Source organism: Bdellovibrio sp. HCB209 (genome assembly GCF_047306065.1).
In the GTDB taxonomy this organism is placed as follows: domain Bacteria; phylum Bdellovibrionota; class Bdellovibrionia; order Bdellovibrionales; family Bdellovibrionaceae; genus Bdellovibrio.
In genome coordinates this window covers 158,081-174,105 of the sequence record NZ_CP178618.1, presented here as the reverse complement: position 1 = coordinate 174,105, position 16,025 = coordinate 158,081, and the positions used below count along the sequence as shown (strand labels likewise).

21 protein-coding genes and 1 other RNA gene are annotated in these 16,025 nt (G+C 44.7%); 6 read left to right on the top strand and 16 right to left on the bottom strand.

Going from position 1 to position 16,025, the window contains the following annotated elements; translation table 11 throughout:
* Positions 1 to 453, bottom strand: a complete 453-nt coding sequence (locus ACLVWP_RS00890) for a hypothetical protein (RefSeq protein WP_413559380.1) — start codon at positions 451 to 453, stop codon at positions 1 to 3.
* A 50-nt stretch (positions 454 to 503) separates the two neighbouring features.
* On the opposite strand from ACLVWP_RS00890, the gene ACLVWP_RS00885 reads away from it, so the two are divergent.
* The 4 genes from ACLVWP_RS00885 to ACLVWP_RS00870 all read left to right on the top strand — a co-directional run bounded on the left by ACLVWP_RS00885 (position 504) and on the right by ACLVWP_RS00870 (position 2,326).
* Entirely contained in the window at positions 504 to 1,247 is a 744-nt protein-coding gene (locus tag ACLVWP_RS00885) for an HAD family hydrolase (protein WP_413559378.1), read from the top strand.
* Positions 1,248 to 1,315: 68 nt separating this feature from the next.
* Entirely contained in the window at positions 1,316 to 1,591 is a 276-nt protein-coding gene (locus ACLVWP_RS00880) for a protein-glutamine glutaminase family protein (protein WP_413559377.1), read from the top strand.
* Positions 1,554 to 2,006: a protein-glutamine glutaminase family protein gene (locus tag ACLVWP_RS00875; RefSeq protein ID WP_413559375.1), complete on the top strand. Its 453-nt coding sequence runs from the start codon at positions 1,554 to 1,556 to the stop codon at positions 2,004 to 2,006. The genes ACLVWP_RS00880 and ACLVWP_RS00875 overlap by 38 nt, the downstream gene beginning before the upstream one ends.
* The gene (locus ACLVWP_RS00870) at positions 2,006 to 2,326 is read left to right on the top strand and encodes a hypothetical protein (protein WP_413559373.1); all 321 of its coding nucleotides are present in this window, start codon (positions 2,006 to 2,008) and stop codon (positions 2,324 to 2,326) included. Before ACLVWP_RS00875 ends, ACLVWP_RS00870 begins: the two co-directional genes overlap by 1 nt.
* Here the strand turns inward: ACLVWP_RS00870 and ACLVWP_RS00865 are convergent.
* From ACLVWP_RS00865 to ACLVWP_RS00830, 8 genes are all read right to left on the bottom strand, one after another.
* Positions 2,323 to 2,811: an N-acetyltransferase family protein gene (locus ACLVWP_RS00865; RefSeq protein WP_413559371.1), complete on the bottom strand. Its 489-nt coding sequence runs from the start codon at positions 2,809 to 2,811 to the stop codon at positions 2,323 to 2,325. The genes ACLVWP_RS00870 and ACLVWP_RS00865 overlap by 4 nt on opposite strands.
* A gap of 68 nt (positions 2,812 to 2,879) precedes the next feature.
* Entirely contained in the window at positions 2,880 to 4,199 is a 1,320-nt protein-coding gene (locus tag ACLVWP_RS00860) for an aminopeptidase P family protein (protein ID WP_413559370.1), read from the bottom strand.
* Positions 4,200 to 4,217: 18 nt separating this feature from the next.
* The gene (locus ACLVWP_RS00855; RefSeq protein ID WP_413559368.1) at positions 4,218 to 5,225 is read right to left on the bottom strand and encodes a patatin-like phospholipase family protein; all 1,008 of its coding nucleotides are present in this window, start codon (positions 5,223 to 5,225) and stop codon (positions 4,218 to 4,220) included.
* Positions 5,194 to 5,970, bottom strand: coding sequence for a TlyA family RNA methyltransferase (locus ACLVWP_RS00850; protein ID WP_413559367.1), 777 nt, complete (start codon positions 5,968 to 5,970; stop codon positions 5,194 to 5,196). The genes ACLVWP_RS00855 and ACLVWP_RS00850 overlap by 32 nt, the downstream gene beginning before the upstream one ends.
* A gap of 4 nt (positions 5,971 to 5,974) precedes the next feature.
* Positions 5,975 to 6,844 carry a polyprenyl synthetase family protein gene (locus ACLVWP_RS00845; RefSeq protein ID WP_413559366.1) on the bottom strand — a complete coding sequence of 290 codons (870 nt, stop codon included), beginning with the start codon at positions 6,842 to 6,844 and terminating at the stop codon, positions 5,975 to 5,977.
* 2 nt (positions 6,845 to 6,846) lie between these two features.
* The gene (locus ACLVWP_RS00840; protein ID WP_413559364.1) at positions 6,847 to 7,071 is read right to left on the bottom strand and encodes an exodeoxyribonuclease VII small subunit; all 225 of its coding nucleotides are present in this window, start codon (positions 7,069 to 7,071) and stop codon (positions 6,847 to 6,849) included.
* Positions 7,071 to 8,480, bottom strand: coding sequence for an exodeoxyribonuclease VII large subunit (gene xseA, locus ACLVWP_RS00835; RefSeq protein ID WP_413559362.1), 1,410 nt, complete (start codon positions 8,478 to 8,480; stop codon positions 7,071 to 7,073). The genes ACLVWP_RS00840 and xseA overlap by 1 nt, the downstream gene beginning before the upstream one ends.
* 40 nt (positions 8,481 to 8,520) lie before the next feature.
* Positions 8,521 to 8,739 (bottom strand): hypothetical protein, encoded by a 219-nt coding sequence (locus ACLVWP_RS00830; protein ID WP_413559360.1) that lies wholly within the window; start codon positions 8,737 to 8,739, stop codon positions 8,521 to 8,523.
* A 90-nt stretch (positions 8,740 to 8,829) separates the two neighbouring features.
* Here ACLVWP_RS00830 and ssrS point away from each other — a divergent pair.
* A non-coding RNA gene (gene ssrS, locus ACLVWP_RS00825) (6S RNA) lies at positions 8,830 to 8,993 on the top strand.
* A 227-nt stretch (positions 8,994 to 9,220) separates the two neighbouring features.
* Complete coding sequence (locus ACLVWP_RS00820; RefSeq protein WP_413559359.1) at positions 9,221 to 9,457, top strand: AbrB/MazE/SpoVT family DNA-binding domain-containing protein; 237 nt, start codon at positions 9,221 to 9,223, stop codon at positions 9,455 to 9,457.
* Positions 9,458 to 9,548: 91 nt separating this feature from the next.
* Here the strand turns inward: ACLVWP_RS00820 and ACLVWP_RS00815 are convergent, their stop codons facing one another.
* The 7 genes from ACLVWP_RS00815 to ACLVWP_RS00785 form a co-directional block, all read right to left on the bottom strand.
* Entirely contained in the window at positions 9,549 to 9,977 is a 429-nt protein-coding gene (locus ACLVWP_RS00815; RefSeq protein ID WP_413559357.1) for a hypothetical protein, read from the bottom strand.
* A 253-nt stretch (positions 9,978 to 10,230) separates the two neighbouring features.
* Positions 10,231 to 10,791 (bottom strand): NifU family protein, encoded by a 561-nt coding sequence (locus tag ACLVWP_RS00810; protein WP_413559356.1) that lies wholly within the window; start codon positions 10,789 to 10,791, stop codon positions 10,231 to 10,233.
* On the bottom strand, positions 10,788 to 12,017 hold the full coding sequence (locus tag ACLVWP_RS00805; protein ID WP_413559355.1) for an aminotransferase class V-fold PLP-dependent enzyme: 1,230 nt from the start codon (positions 12,015 to 12,017) through the stop codon (positions 10,788 to 10,790). Before ACLVWP_RS00805 ends, ACLVWP_RS00810 begins: the two co-directional genes overlap by 4 nt.
* Positions 12,018 to 12,026: 9 nt before the next feature.
* Entirely contained in the window at positions 12,027 to 13,283 is a 1,257-nt protein-coding gene (gene sufD / locus ACLVWP_RS00800) for a Fe-S cluster assembly protein SufD (protein WP_413559353.1), read from the bottom strand.
* Between the two features lie 9 nt (positions 13,284 to 13,292).
* A complete protein-coding gene (gene sufC, locus ACLVWP_RS00795; protein WP_340598336.1) occupies positions 13,293 to 14,045 on the bottom strand; it encodes a Fe-S cluster assembly ATPase SufC in 753 nt (250 codons plus the stop codon).
* Positions 14,046 to 14,047: 2 nt separating this feature from the next.
* Complete coding sequence (gene sufB / locus ACLVWP_RS00790; protein ID WP_413559351.1) at positions 14,048 to 15,496, bottom strand: Fe-S cluster assembly protein SufB; 1,449 nt, start codon at positions 15,494 to 15,496, stop codon at positions 14,048 to 14,050.
* Positions 15,489 to 15,941 (bottom strand): RrF2 family transcriptional regulator, encoded by a 453-nt coding sequence (locus ACLVWP_RS00785; protein ID WP_413559350.1) that lies wholly within the window; start codon positions 15,939 to 15,941, stop codon positions 15,489 to 15,491. Before ACLVWP_RS00785 ends, sufB begins: the two co-directional genes overlap by 8 nt.
* Positions 15,942 to 16,025: the final 84 nt, after the last annotated feature.

Here is a 16,025-nt window from a genome sequence, read left to right as displayed (position 1 = left end):
CTATTTCACAGTTTTAACAGCGAGTGTACCCGGCTCCCACGGAGCAGGCTTGAAACCTTTTACTGAGTTCGGAACACCATTATCCGATGGGAAGTAAACTCTTTGCAGATGTTTTTCACGGCCTAGCTTATACGCCAGCTCACACAATTCGTCGCGCGCCTGCAAAGTTTCAAATTGCACATGCTCCACCCACAAAGTTTGCGTTTGACCGTCAAAGAACAACAAAGGTTGAGCAATAAAATATCCCAGTAATGCTTTGGTATCAGGATCTTCAGCCAAGAAGCTCCATCCCAATGGGATGTAATGATTAAGGGCTTCCACGCGATGTTTGGAATTCCAAACCGCCATCATTCTTTCCATCTCGTCGGGATACTGCTCCGTCATTTTACGAGATTCGAGATCTAGAATGTTTTGTAGGTCGTCAGGCTGGATAACGCGACAGAAAAGACTCATCGACTGTGCTCCCTTGTCATTTGAACGTATCTATTTCATACTAAGACCCGATGAAATACAAAGATTATTCCTCTGACATTTGGGCCTCGATTAACAACTCTCTCGACCAAGTCTTGAAAGAGCAAGATCAACCGATCGCTGCCTTTGATGCCGACGGAACTTTGTGGGATATCGATTTGGGAGAAACTTTCTTTCATCACCAGATCGACAATAAACTCGTCGACCTTCCCAAAGATGCTTGGAATCACTACGAAACAATGAAAGCCGCAGACCCGCGCAAAGCTTATTTGTGGCTGGCGCAAATCTGCCAAGGCAAAACTCTGACGGAAGTTCGTGAGTGGGCCAAAGCTGGTGTTAAAGCCGCAGCTCCGGTTCCAGTATTTTCTGAGCAAAGAAAATTGCTTCAGCTACTTATGTCAAAAGGCGTTCAGATTTATGTCATCACGGCTTCAGTTAAATGGGCTGTTGAGGGTGGCGCCGATTTAGTTGGTTTGGGATACGACAACATTATTGGTGTCGAAACTGAAGTGAACAACGACATTATCACTGATAAGCAAAAAGGCGTGATCACTTATCGCCAAGGAAAAGTCGAAGCTTTGCTTGCTAAAACGGGAGGCAAGCTTCCATTCTTTGCTAGCGGCAACACCATGGGTGACTTTAACCTGCTAGAAAGCGCGACTCACCTGCGCTTGGCAGTTAGTGCTGCTTCCCGTGATGATAAAATATTTAAAACAGAGAAAGAACTGGCGGACAACGCAGCCGAAAAAGGCTGGTTACACCACCGATTTATCTAGAGGGAACACGACCTAAGTCCACCTAAGAATACTCTCACCTCTTAGGTGAAAAAATCCGATAAGTAAGCATGTTCTTTCTTAAGTGGGTTTTATTATCCCTTTTCATTTTAGCCGCAACCATGTCGGTGCCCGATCGTTGGGTTCCGGGTGGTTCTGTCGAAGTGACCGTTCTTTCCGAAGAAAAAGCGAAAGGCCTCTTCGAAGAATTTATTTCTCACAAAGAAATTCCCTACGAGTATGCGGTTGATGGTTGTTATATACGCGCCAGTGCAATGGCGATGATAGCCGAAGAAAAAAAATATCGAAATGGGCAAAGCTTTTGTCGAAGGCGATATCGTTATTGATACAAAAGATCCCAAGTATGGTGTTATCAACTGGGCCTATCATGTTGCTCCGATGGCGCTAGTCAAAGACTCCAAGGGCAAAGTAAAGAAAATGGTTTTCGATCCTTCTTTGTTCAATCGTCCTGTAACGGTGGAAGACTGGACAGCAAAGATGAAAGAGAATCCCGAATCAAAAGTTGAAAAGCCATATTTTGGTGGACGCTTTCAAGTGGGTCCTGCTGACATACGCCCCAACAAAGCAAATGCATGGGTTAAGGGCACTAAAGAAGACAACAAGGAAATGCTTGCTGTCCTAAAACAAACTTCCGATTTAGGTGATCCAAGTCATTTCTACGATTACTTGTATAAGAAAGCTTACAAAGAGGCTTCTAAAAAAGCGGCTGAAAGAGCTGCTGCTCAGAAGGGCGCCCGATAATGAAAAGAATAGTTTCCACTCTTTTCATTATGCTTTTAAGTATTCCTGCCTTCGCGGCAGAGAAGGTTTCTGTCTCTGGATATAAAAAAGAAGCAAAGACAGTCACACGAGATCTGAACGGACCTATCCACAAAATTGTCGAAACGGACAAGGACTTCAAACTTACCATCGGCGACAATGCCGCGTTTTACCTCCTGCCAAAAGGAACCAATCCTTCGGTATTGCGAGACCAACTGCAGTCGCTAAAAAAGGCGAAGAGCCCCGTAAAAGCTCTTGTAAACGCTTACTCCCGCCAAATTATTACTCTGGAATCTAACTAAGCTTTCGCCGCAAGGTTTTGAAGCGCTTCACCGGTTACACGGTGAACAGTCCATTCATTCATAGGCTTTGAACCAAGCGACAAATAGAAATCAATCGCTGGTTGATTCCAATCAAGCACTGACCATTCCAAGCGACCACATCCCCGTTCGACGGCGAGCTTTGCCAGATGACTAAGAAGTTTTTTTCCATAGCCCTTGCCACGATACTCAGGAAGAACAAAAAGATCTTCGAGGTAAATTCCCGGCAATGCTAAGAACGTAGAATAGCTATGAAAGAACAGAGCAAATCCAGCCTTGATGCCGTCTTCTTCTAAAAAAAGAACTTCCGCATGTCTTTGCTCCCCGAACAGGGTTTTCTTTAAAAGATCTTCTGTGGCGACGACTTCGTGCTCAAGCTTCTCATAGATTGCAAGCTGAGTGATGAAGTGAAGAATCGCGGGAACATCGGACTCTAAGGCAGATTTGATTTTGACAGATTTGCTCATACATTCATTTAACAAAAAAAGCCCCGGTATCACCAGGGCTTTTTAGAAATTCAGATTTTAAAATGAATCTAGTTTTTACCGACAACTTTTTCGATGTCAGAAATTTCTTTAGGAACTGACGTCGTCATGTTCTCAACACCGTTTGAAGTCACGCGAACGTTGTCTTCGATACGGATACCGATACCACGATATTTTTGCGGAGCAGATGTATCATCAGCTGGGATGTAAAGACCTGGCTCGATCGTGAAGCACATGTTCGCTTCGATCGGACGTGGCTCACCTTTTTTGAAGTACAAACCAGCATCATGCACATCAAGACCCAACCAGTGACCGATACCATGCGGGTAGTATTTCTTTTGCGCTAGGGATTGGATCAAATCGTCTTTACGACCTGACAACAAACCAAGCTCCAGCATCGCATCTGTCAGCATGGAAGTACCCATGTCGTGAAGATCTTTAAATACGATTCCTGGTTTTACGAAATCCACGATAGCTTTTTGAACTTTCAAAACAGCTTCGTACACGCGGCCTTGCTCATCTGTGAATTTACCGTTTACTGGGTAAGTTCTTGTGATGTCACCTGTGTAGTAGTTGTACTCAGCACCAGCATCGATCAACAACAAATCACCGTCTTTACAAACTTGATCGTTGAAGTTGTAGTGAAGAGTTGTTGCCGCATTACCAGAAGCCACGATGAAACCGTAACCCTCACGAGCAGAGTCTCTCATGTAGAAGTTATGAGCCAGAACACCTTGTACTTGGCGTTCAGTCACACCTGGACGAGTAAAGCGCATCGCTGCCAAGTGAGCTTGAGCAGAGATTTCGCAAGCTTCGCGGAGTTGAGTCAATTCGTACTCAGACTTCACCAAACGCATTTCACCGATCAAAGTGTCAGCATCATGAACCGAAAGCAAACCGTAGCCTGTACGACCACGCATTTGTTTTACTGTGTTCAATACGTGTTCCATTTTTTCGTCGACTTCTTTGTTTTTGAACTGACGGTAGTAAATGGAATCAACGTTGGACAACAATTGCGGAGCTAGTTTTTCAAACTCATCAATTGGATAGCATTTATCGATTTTGAATTCCTGCTCGCAACCTTCTGGTCCGTAGCGGAATCCATCCCAAGTTTCTCTTTCGCGGTCACGACGACGCACGAACATCACTGTCTCTGGAGTTTGACCAGGACGAACGATCAAAATGGATTCAGGCTCTTCCCAACCAGTTAGGTAGAACATGTTCGAGTCTTGACGATATGGGAAATGCACATCGTGATTGCGAATAAGCTCGGGGTGAGAAGCAACCACCAACGCAGAACCTGGGATTTGTTGAGCCAGGGCCTTTCTTCTTGCAGCAAAAATGTTCATATCAAAAGTTGGTTTTCTCATTCCGGTCTCCTGAACTTTTTAAAGTCCCCATTTACGTGTCAAAGTTTTCAATTGGCGGTTTGCAGAGTCAGCGCCTTTATTCATGATCTCACGGCGCTTATCGAAGTCCATAATACCATAGTCCCCTGTATCCAGGGTAATAACAGTATCAACTCCCGCAAAAGGCTTATTATACAGACCTGCGATCTCACTCCATAGTACGTTGTCTGTCGCAGTGGCATCCAATGTGTACGGTTTGCTGCCGCCCGGAGCCTGAAGGACATTCACGAACACCACAAAGTTCGCACCTTTTTGGCGCAGGTAACGAGCCAAAGCTGATACATCACGGATCGCAGCTACGTTACCTTGATAAGGTTTAAAGAACGGAGGGTACGCCATACACATACTCAACAACTGTTCCAAGCCACCTTTGTTCATCATCAAAGATTGATTCTTTTTAAAATTATAAGAAGGGCATGCAAAAGGAATACGGAAGTCTTCCGCTTTTACTTTGCTGAAGGCTGTTCCGTAAAACTCGCGCATCACGGAGATGTCGCTGTTTTTGTTAACGCCACCCAAAAGAGATTTTTTAATGATCTCTTCGTCTTTCAGTTTAAACATTTGCCATTCAACGTCGTTGGCTTGCTCGCGATTTGCGTAAAGAGCTGCCATCGGAGAAGCGAACTCAACGCCACCAATCGCATACACTGGAACTTTAGAGCGAGTTAGTTCATGCAAGAAACCGATGTGAGCATAAGTCTTTGCTCCACCGCCACCCAAGATAAATGCGATCTTAGGCAAAGCTGGGATTACCGGAGCCGGAGGAGGCATCGGTGGTTCTTCAACTTGAACATCTGGTTGATATGGAGTTCCCGCATCCTCAATAACCGGGCGAGGAGTTTGCGGAGAAGGTCTTGAACCCGGAGTTGTCGGTGTAGGCTTCGTAGCATTACGAATGTCTTCACGGGTCTTAAAATTTTGACAACCCGCCAAGAATACCAACGTTAAAAGTAAGCTAGTGCTTTTTCGCGAAAACAAAAAACTCATGATTGCCGTCCTTTCCCTCAATGGAAGAAGCAAAATAGTCCTTCACATCAAAACCGGCACTTTTACAGGCCGCTTTGATCTTTTCTTCGACTTTCAAATACAACGAAGAGTCTTTGACAATACCACCCTTTGCGAGCCCGTCAACGCCGACCTCGAACTGTGGCTTTACAAGACTTAACAAATGACCCGAAGGTTTTAGAAATTTACCCAATTCGGGGATGATCATTTCAATCGAAATGAAGGAAACATCCATCACGATCAGATCAAAACCATCTTTAGGAGTCGCTTCAAGAACTGAAGCCTCTTGAGACAGCACCCGGGCATTAATCCCCTCGATCACCTTAAGTTTTGGATTTTGGAGCAAAGCCGCACTGACTTGGCCATGACCGACATCCACACCCAATACAAAGCGAGCCCCCGATTGCAAAGCGCAATCCGTAAAGCCCCCCGTAGAAATCCCGACATCCAAAACATCAAAGTTCTGAATATTCAGGTTCACGTGCTTAAGAGCACCCTCAAGCTTGAGCCCTCCACGAGAAACAAAACGATTCGCGGGGCCTTGATCAACAGAAATATGACCTTCCATTTCTGGGGTCACCGGGATGTTTGATTTTTTTAGAGATTTCTTTTGGCCGTTTTGATCTAGGAATACTTGGCCTGCTTCGATTAACTCTTGGGCATGCGTGCGTGATTGAGCCAGGCCCTTTTCAAACACATAAATGTCCAAGCGTTTTTTATCAGCCATAGACCTAATGTTTTCGTGAAATGTTAAAGCTCACCAGGTATTCGAGCATCGCTGCATCGGCAGAGACCTTGTGAAGTTCGTCCATCGTGTTTTTGCTGATTTGATTTAGGTAAGTCTTTGTTGCCTCGAGACCGATAATACCGGTGAAGCTACGAACGTCTTGATCTTTTTCACCATGATCCAACACATCGTCAGCCACTTGGAAAGCCAAACCCAAACCTTCACCGAATTTTTTCAAAGCCTCGATTTCGTGAACTTTAGCACCAGCGATAACCGCAGCACCCTCAACTGCGACCCGAATCAAGGCGCCAGTCTTAAGTAAATGCAAATGAGTCAGTTCTGCTTGCGACAATTGTTTTTCGCCAGCGCGCAAATCAATCGCCTGACCGCCAACCATACCACGAATACCCGCAGCCTCAGAAAGCAATTGAACCAAGCGCCCCACCACGAAACCGTTTTCAGAATAGTTTTTAGCGATGATCAAGAACGCCTCCGTTAGCAAAGCGTCCCCCGCTAGCAACGCAAAGTCCTCACCGAAGACTTTGTGATTCGTGGGCTTGCCTCTGCGCATGTCATCGTTGTCCATGCACGGAAGATCATCATGAATAAGAGAATACGTGTGAATCATCTCGACCGCTGTCGCGAAAGGCAGAACCTTTTCCGCAGACGATCCGAGCATCTCGGCAACTAAAACTGAAAGGACTGGGCGGAAACGTTTTCCGCCGTTTGTCGCCGAGTACAGCATGGATTTGCGAAGTTCAGCTATGGCAGCACCTTGAGGTAACTCCATGTCAGATAAATACTTTTCCACAAACTGATTCACAGTTTGCACCTTCAAAGACATTTCCTGCTCAAGCTGAATCGCCAAATCCAAAACTAGTTCTCCTCAGGAGTGAAGTCTTTAGTTATTGGATTGCCGTTTGCATCCACAGACATCAAAATTTTCACTTTTGTTTCTGCCTCAGACAAACGTTGATGACATTCACGAGAAAGTTTAACGCCTTCTTCAAATAGCTTTAGGGAATCTTCCAAAGCCAAGTCACCTTTTTCCATTTTTTGAACGATCTCTTCCAAACGTCCCAATTTCTTTTCGAAATCCATTATTCCTCCTTCACACCACTGACCGTGGCTGTGAGTGAACCCTGAGCCAAGCGAATGTCGATGCTGTCGCCCACGTTCACCTGGCTTGCTGATTTAATAACTTTTGAATCTTTAGTTACAATTGAATATCCGCGATCCACGACCCGCAAAGGGCTCATGCTATCAAGCATCGCCATCATACGATCCATGCGGGATTTTTTACGCTCCAAAGAAAACATCAATGCTTTCTCTGAACGCTGTTTTAGGAATGTCAGTTCCTTTTTTCGACGATCAATCAGATTTTGCGGCGTACCCAATTTCTGAGTCAGCAATTCCACGCGGTGATCTTTTTGACCGATCACACGATTCATTGCGAGCTCCAAGCGAGTCAGCAAATCGTCATTACGAAGTTCCAGATCTTCCAAGCGACGTTTTGGATCGACCAGACGTTTTGAAAGGCCCAATGATTTTTCACGCAGGTACTTCATCTTTTTCTCAAAAGACAATTTCAACATGCGCTCTAAAGACGTCACTTTATTTACAAGCTCGGAAGAACTCTTAGCCACAAGCTCTGCGGCTGCCGAAGGTGTTGGGGCACGCAAATCTGCAACAAAGTCAGCAATCGTAAAATCGATTTCGTGTCCTACGGCTGAAATAACCGGAACAGGACTCGCAGCAATTTGACGAGCCAGTGCTTCGTCATTAAAGCACCACATGTCTTCGATCGAACCGCCACCGCGACCTACGATCACGGCATCCACTCCAGGGAGTGCGACAGCTTTTTTCAAAGCCTCACGGATCTGCGGAGCCGCAGCCTCGCCCTGAACCACAGTTGGCACAACCGTCACCTGAATAGATTTCGCACGACGAGAAAGAACATTCAAAATATCACGAATAGCCGCACCCGTTGGTGACGTCACAATAGCGATATGACGAGGGAAGGTTGGAATCGGACGCTTACGAGCAGCATCGAACAAACCTTCCGCACGAAGTTTCAATTTCAGTTGTTCGAAAGCTTTTTGTAAAGCTCCCGCACCCACTGGCTCCATCATATCAACCATCAGCTGATAGTTACCGCGTGGCTCATACACAGTCACACGACCGCGAACCATTACTTCCATACCATCTGTTGGTTTGAATTTAAGGCGCGCATTATTACCGCGGAACATGACCGCTGTAATTTGTGACTTAGAATCTTTAACGCTGAAATAGAAATGCCCTGAAGAGTGAGCCTTGAAATTGGAAAGCTCACCACGAACCCACACAACACCCATCTGTTCTTCAATCAATTGCTTGATTTGGATGTTCAGTTGCTCAACAGAAAACACTGTCGGCTCATTAGATTTTGCAGGCTGTGAAGCCTCCGCATCCAACGTCAGTTGCGCGTATTTTTCAGTCTTGCGTAGGGGTTGATTTGTAGAGTCGGACATGGGGTCTGAAGCTAATGCCAGCCCCCGGAGGAGTCAATACTCAGAGCGACGAGTACCAGACATTCTGCGCGGCCCAAAGGCCACCCACAAAGAAACACACCCAGCCCAGATTTTTATGCTTCATCAGGTTCTGAAACGCTTGCCCCATGCGCTCTTCACCGATTCTTACCAAGACGGGATTTTCCAGCACAAACACCATGAGGAGTCCATAGAAAAAAACCACGAAAGGAAAAATAAAATCTAATTTTTGAGGTGTCATAAGCAATATATCGGAGGCTTACTGAAAAGATAGAGTCCGGTTCGATTGACGAAACTATACTTCCTGCTAGAATAGTCTTCAGAAGGGTTCGAAGGCGTAAAGCTCATCGAAATTAAACCTTACAAGCATATTTTTGGGGACTGTCCCTGGCAATGGTGTGCAAGCTCAGCTCGTACTGAGAAGCCTAAAGTCGCTATCATGGTCACCCACCTTAGCTAAAACAGGTTTAGTTCAGAGTTGCCGACGGACCTTTTTTTTATTTCTCCACAAGGTACATTCCGGCCTTGCTCTCTTTAAGAAGTCCATCCGTTTTACGTCGAAGAAATCTCATTTTGAGACGTTTCCAAATTAAGAAAACACTCTGACAAACTGGTACAAAGAATGGTTTTTAATCTCCTGAATCTGTCTCTATTCGACAAGCCCAGTGCCTCAAAATATTCTAATGGGAGCAGCGATTTAGAACGTTAGATGGAGCAACAGCATGAGCGGATCATCAGCCACTTCCAAAGCCTCTAGAAAAAACCAAACGACCATTCCTCAGCGCGTGCGCAAAGCTTTGGGCATCGCAAAAGGTGACACTTTGCTTTGGACAATTGAAGGCAATGAAGTCTCCATCAAAATCATCAACCGTGTGAATGTGGACTGGAATAAAACTTCCGAAATGTCTTTGCTAGAGTGGGCTCCGACTGAAGAAAAAGAGAAAGAAATCGAAGCCTAAGTCGACAAGAAATTACGACGACCACCAATAAAAAAGCCCACTCATAAAGTGGGCTTTTTATTTTTTCAAGTAAGGACGTACCTTATCGTTGTTATTCTACTTCTTCGCATTGAACTTGAAGCAGCGTTCTTTCGCCGTAACCCATTTTTTCAGCCCAGAAATAAATTTCTCCAGTTTTATTTGGAAGAGACATAACCAAAGAACCTTCTTCACCGTCATTCGCACACTCTAGAATGATTGCCTCTGAATCATTTTTTTGCACACGCGCATTATCGCAACCGTAGATCCCATGTGGTCTGCCATAACCATGAGGTGTTAGCTTTTGATATTTCAGAAAGCTGCCGCCAGCAGAATCAAGGTGAAGCAAGTAGCGCACATCTTTTCTGTCCGTCGGAATTTCATTTTCTTGAGTCACGTAGCAAGCAAAATTCTGCTCACCCGATGCAGATTCAACAGCAGAAGAAGCCTGAGAATTAAAAGAAATAAAAAGAGCCGAAATAGCAAAAACCAAATTTTTCATAGAGAAACCCCTTAATAGTGTTCACGTTTATATTCGCGATGTGATCATCGATGGCGTGTTTATAGAGCAGAGGTTCCGTTTTTTGTTAGCTCATAGTAAATATGTTATTATTCATAAAAACGATGTTAATTACGTAAGTATATTAATAGTGAATAATTAATCTTACGCCGATGAAATAAAAAAAGCCCACTTCTCAGTGGGCTTTTTATCGCAGCACAAATCCTGCGCTGCTTCCGTAAATAGGACCTGGCACCTAAAGAGGGATGACCTCGATGGTTGGGTTGAACTGATCGCGAAGGATTCCCTCGATCGCCATCAATGTACCTGACGTAGCGCTTGGGCATGTTCCGCAAGCACCTTGGTAAAATACGTAGAGCTTGTTGTCTTCATATTTTACGACGTCCAAGTCCCCACCGTCGCCTTGCAGACCTGGGCGAACAGTATCGTCCAAGATCTCTTCGATGCGTTGAACTTCTGGCGGCAGACCCGCGCGACGAAGTTTCTTTTCGTCAGCTTGAGTTTGATTTGGGTTATGCACCGGCATGCGTGTTTGAATAACTGCACATGCGTTTTTTTGAATCTCTTCTGGGTCAGAGTCAAAACTGTGTGTGATTGTGATCACGTTTTGGAATAAGTGGACCTGACGAACACCATCCACCTGAAACAAACTTGAAGCCAGAGGGCTTTGCTCAGCCTCTTGAATGTTTGTGTAAGTGGCCTTGCCTTCAGACAATACAGGGCGATCCAAAACGAATTTCCATGCGTTTGGATTTGGTGTGGCTTGAATTCTGATTAATACATCCTGCGTACTCATAACAATAACTCCCGGGCTTTCACCACGGCCTTTACTAAAGCATCAACGTCTTCATGATTATTATACACTGAAAAAGAGGCACGAACGGTTCCAGGCACCCCAAGTCTCGCCATAAGTGGCTGAGTACAATGGTGACCGGCTCGAACTGCGACACCCTCTTGGTCCAAAATCTGGCCCACATCTGAGTGATGAGCACCTTTCAGATTAAAGGACACCAAAGGACCCTTATCTTTCGCAGTTCCATAGATTTTCAAATCCGGAATCTCCAAAAGCTTGCCTGTCGCGTATTTCAAAAGATCCATTTCATAAGCATGAACCTTATCGAAACCAATTTTTTCTATAAACTCGATAGCAGCGGCAGTACCGATAGCACCCTCAACGTGCGGAGTTCCCGCCTCAAAACGTGTTGGCACATCGTTGTACGTGGTTTTTTCGATAGTCACCTTAGAGATCATCGAACCACCACCTTGATAAGGAGGCAGAGTCTCTAAGATATCGCGCTTACCGTAAACCACACCAAAACCAAATGGACCAAATAGCTTATGGGAAGAGAAGACAAAGAAGTCCACGTCCCACGCTTTTACATTCACAGGTGTTTGCGATACGATCTGCGCCCCATCAACCAAAACCTTAGCACCCACTGAGTGAGCAAGTTTAGTCAAACCTGCCACGTCTGTATTTGTGCCCAGAACATTCGAGCTTGCCGTGAAGGCCACCATCTTAGTTTTGCTAGTTAGCTTTTTCTTGAAGTCCTCAAGATCCAGCTCCCCATTATCTAAGATTCCAGCGGCCACAACTTTGGCGCCGACTTTTTCAGCGACCATTTGCCAAGGCACGATGTTTCCGTGATGCTCCATCTCGGTGATCAAAATTTCATCGCCCGCCTTAAGGTTCGTTAAACCCCAAGTGTTTGCCACGAAATTCACACCCTCTGTCGTACCACGTACGAAAATAATTTCCTCAAACTGTTCAGCGCCTAGGAAGCTTGCAATTTTGTGACGTGCGCCCTCAAAACCTTGAGTCGCAATATCAGCCAAATAGTGAGCTCCGCGATGAACATTTGAAGCCTCATACAGATAGAAGTGCGCAATACGATCGATCACTGATTTTGGTTTCAGTGTCGTCGCAGCACTATCCAGATAAGAAAGCTTTTTGCCGTGAACCTTTTGGGTCAACGCTGGAAACTCATTACGAATTTCTGCAAAAAGCTCGTTCAAGTTGCTCATTTTACCTTCTTAGTTCAGATGCAAGCGCGCAAACGCTTCATCCAAGTGTTGAGTTAACCACTTTTGAATACCGTCGTCTGAAACTTTATAAAGAACTTCAGACAAGTAACCATAACTTAGCATCGCAATCGCTTTGTCTTTTGGAATCGCACGCGACAACAAATAGAAAAGCTCTTCTTTATTCAACTGACCCACAGTCGAACCGTGACCCGCCTTCACATCATCAGCATAAACTTCAATTGAAGGTTTGCTGTCTGCTTCAGCTTTGTTGCTTAAAAGAAGATTGTTATTCAATTGCGAAGAGTCTGCCTTCTGCGCATCTTTACGAATCAAGATACGACCATTGAATGCAGAACGACCTGATCCATCCAAAATACCTTTGTACAATTGGTGAGTAGCACACTCCCCAACGGCATGATCGATCAATGTCGTATTGTCCACGTGTTGGGTTCCCTGAACCGCATAGATTCCTAAAACTTCAGACGTAGAGCCTTTTTCTGTTAAAACTAAATCCAAGTTGTGACGAGAAAGCTGCGCACCAGTCGAGAAAGCCAAGCTTTCAAGGTTTGCAAACTTACCCAAAGAAATACGCGTGCGACCAATGTTCACGGCGTTCAAGCTTTCCGCCTGAACACGCACATAAATCACCTTTGCACTTTCGCCCACTTGCAAATCAAAGATCGAATTTGCAAAGTACGAAGTCCCCGCCATGCCATAGTGGCTTTCAAGAACACGCAATGAGGATCTTGCGCCCACTTCCAAACGAACTCGTGGGTTGACCATCACAGCCGCGCCACCTTCGTTCGATGTGAAGAACACGAAATTCACAGGTTTTTCCACAGAGGTTTCTTTTGCCAAAGACAAAACAAACGGAGTTTCTGAGTAAGCACCATTCAAGGCATCAAAAGTATCATCGAACTGTTTTGGATATTCAGCGATTTCGCCCAAAGTGAAACCTTGAGGCAAATCTGACGACAATGTCTTATTGAAAACACCGTTAAAGAAAACCAAATTTGTGAATTCAGGGTTTATAGCTTTTTTAATCGCCACCATCGTGTCGTGACTTGGAGCCACAGCATTCAAAGCACTTGGCAAGAAGCTGTTGTCAGCCAAAACCTTAACGCTGGTATAGTGCCAAGCCTCATCCTTGCGAGTCGGAAGACCCTTTTTCAAGGCATAGTCATAGCCAGCCTGACGGAAAGTCGCCAATGCGCCTTTCGCCGGATGTGCTTGACTGAATTTATCGTAAGTAGAAAGTAAATTCATGGCCTGTCCTTAGTTGATCAACCAGTCGTAACCTTTTTCCTCAAGCTTCAACGCCAAGGAAGAGTCACCCGTTTCAACAATTTTTCCACCAAGCAATACGTGTACGTAGTCAGGTTTAATATAATCAAGCAAACGCTGATAGTGAGTTACCAAGATGATCGCATTGTCTTTACGACGAAGCTTGTTCACACCGTCTGAAACCACGCGAAGAGCGTCGATATCAAGACCGGAGTCCGTTTCATCCAAAAGCGCCAAACGAGGAGACAAAACTGCCATTTGCAGAATTTCGTTTTTCTTTTTCTCCCCGCCCGAGAAACCTGTATTCACTGGGCGATCCAAGTATTCAGGCTTCATGGAAACCAATTTCAATTTTTGCACCAAGAATTCACGGAACTCGCCCTCTGGCATTGGTTCAGAACCTTGATGTTGCAAAACAGAGTTAAAAGCTGTGTGCAAGAATGTGAAGTTAGAAACACCCGGAACTTCAATCGGATATTGGAAAGCCAAGAAGATACCTTCTTTAGCTCTCTCGTCTGGAGCAAGCTCCAAAAGATTTTGCATCATGAAATTGATTTCGTATTTAACTTCGCCACCAGTTACTTCGTAAGCTGGGTGACCCGCTAAAACTTTAGATAAAGTCGATTTACCAGAACCGTTAGGCCCCATGATCGCATGAACCTCGCCAGCTTTTACTGTTAGGTTCAATCCTTTAAGGATTTCTTTTTCTTCGACACGTGCATGTAAATTCTTAATTTCCAACATAACTAACCTACTGAATTTTCCAATTTCATTTCGATCAACTTCACGGCTTCCACTGCGAATTCCAAAGGAAGTTCTTTAAAGACTTCCTTACAGAAACCGTTTACCAGCATTGAAATTGTTTTTTCCATATCCAAGCCACGAGATTGCAAATAGAAGATTTGATCTTCACTGATACGTGAAGTCGTCGCTTCGTGCTCAATCGTCGCTGTTTTATTTTTTACTTCAATATAAGGGAACGTGCTTGCAGAGCACTGATCACCCACCAGCATGGAATCACACTGAGAGTAGTTACGTGCGTTTTCTGCAGAAGGCATGATCTTAACTTGGCCACGATACGCATTCGAAGATTTATCTGTAGAGATACCTTTCGAAATGATTGTCGATTTCGTGTTCTTACCAATGTGGATCATCTTAGTGCCGGTATCTGCTTGCATCAGATCGTGAGTCAAAGCCACAGAATAGAATGCGCCTTCGGAACCCTCACCCTGCAAGATGCAAGATGGATATTTCCAAGTGATTGCAGAACCAGATTCAACTTGAGTCCAAGAGATTTTAGAGTTCTTACCAGCAGCTTTACCACGCTTCGTAACGAAGTTGTAAATACCGCCCTTACCTTCTTTGTCACCCGTGTACCAGTTTTGAACTGTGGAGTATTTGATCTCCGCATTGTCCAAGGCAACTAGCTCAACCACGGCTGCGTGAAGTTGGTTTTCGTCACGTTGAGGAGCCGTACAGCCCTCAAGGTAATTCACGTATCCGCCGTCGTCACAAACAAGCAAAGTTCTTTCGAACTGACCTGTGTCCTTAGCGTTGATACGGAAATAAGTCGAAAGATCGATCGGGCAACGTACACCTTTAGGGATGTAACAGAAAGAACCGTCAGTAAAGACAGCCGCATTCAAAGCCGCATAGAAATTGTCAGTATACGGAACAACCGAGCCCAAGTATTTCTTAACAAGTTCCGGATGTTTCGCAACGGCTTCAGAAATAGAACAGAAGATAACTCCCGCTTCTTCTAAAACTTCATTGTGAGTTGTACCAACAGAAACAGAGTCAAAGACCACGTCAACTGCGATACCAGAAATACGTTTTTGCTCGGACAAAGGAATGCCGAGCTTTTCAAAAGTCTTAACCAATTCAGGATCAAGATCTTCCATGGATTTCGGCTTATCAGCGTCCGTTTTTTTCTTAGGAGCTGAATAGTAACGGATCGCTTGGAAATCAATTGGTGGATAAGAAACATGGGCCCAAGTTGGCTCAGTCAGAGTCAACCAGTGGCGGAATGCTTTCAAACGATAATCCAACATCCACTCTGGCTCGTTCTTTTTACCAGAAATCAATTTAATGATTTCTTCAGTCAAACCTAGTGGAGCTTCATCAGTTTCAATATCAGTGGTGAAACCGTATTTATATTCGTAGCTATCTAGAGGGTTGTTTTTACTGTTATCCATGGATAACCCCCTCTGCAGATTTTTTCGACATCGCAGTTCTTTCAACTAGTAGATCTTTTAAACTGACGGATTTATAGAAGTCAGTGAGCTTATTATTTAATGTAGTTACTGGCGAAACGATGTTGCACGTACCTTGAATGTCACAAGGTGCTTCTTTGTGCAGGCATTTCACCAACGCCGTCGGGCCTTCGATCACTTCCACCAAATCGTGGATTGAAACCTTCGCAAGATCTTTCGTGATTTGATAGCCACCGTTAGCACCGTACTCAGCGCGAAGAAATCCGCCTTTTTGTGCCATTTGTTGCATCACACGAGCCGTCGCATCAAAAGGAGTATGGAACGCATCGGAGACCTCTTTTGCGGAGGTCAACTCACCCGGGATTTTTTGACTCATGTATTTAAGAGCCATCAATGCGTATTCTAGTTTTCGATTGATCTTGTTCATATATGTACCTGACGATTACGTCCCTGTTATCTAATAGAAAGCTAAATGAAAAACAAGGTGAAATACGCCTAATTTTAGCGTATT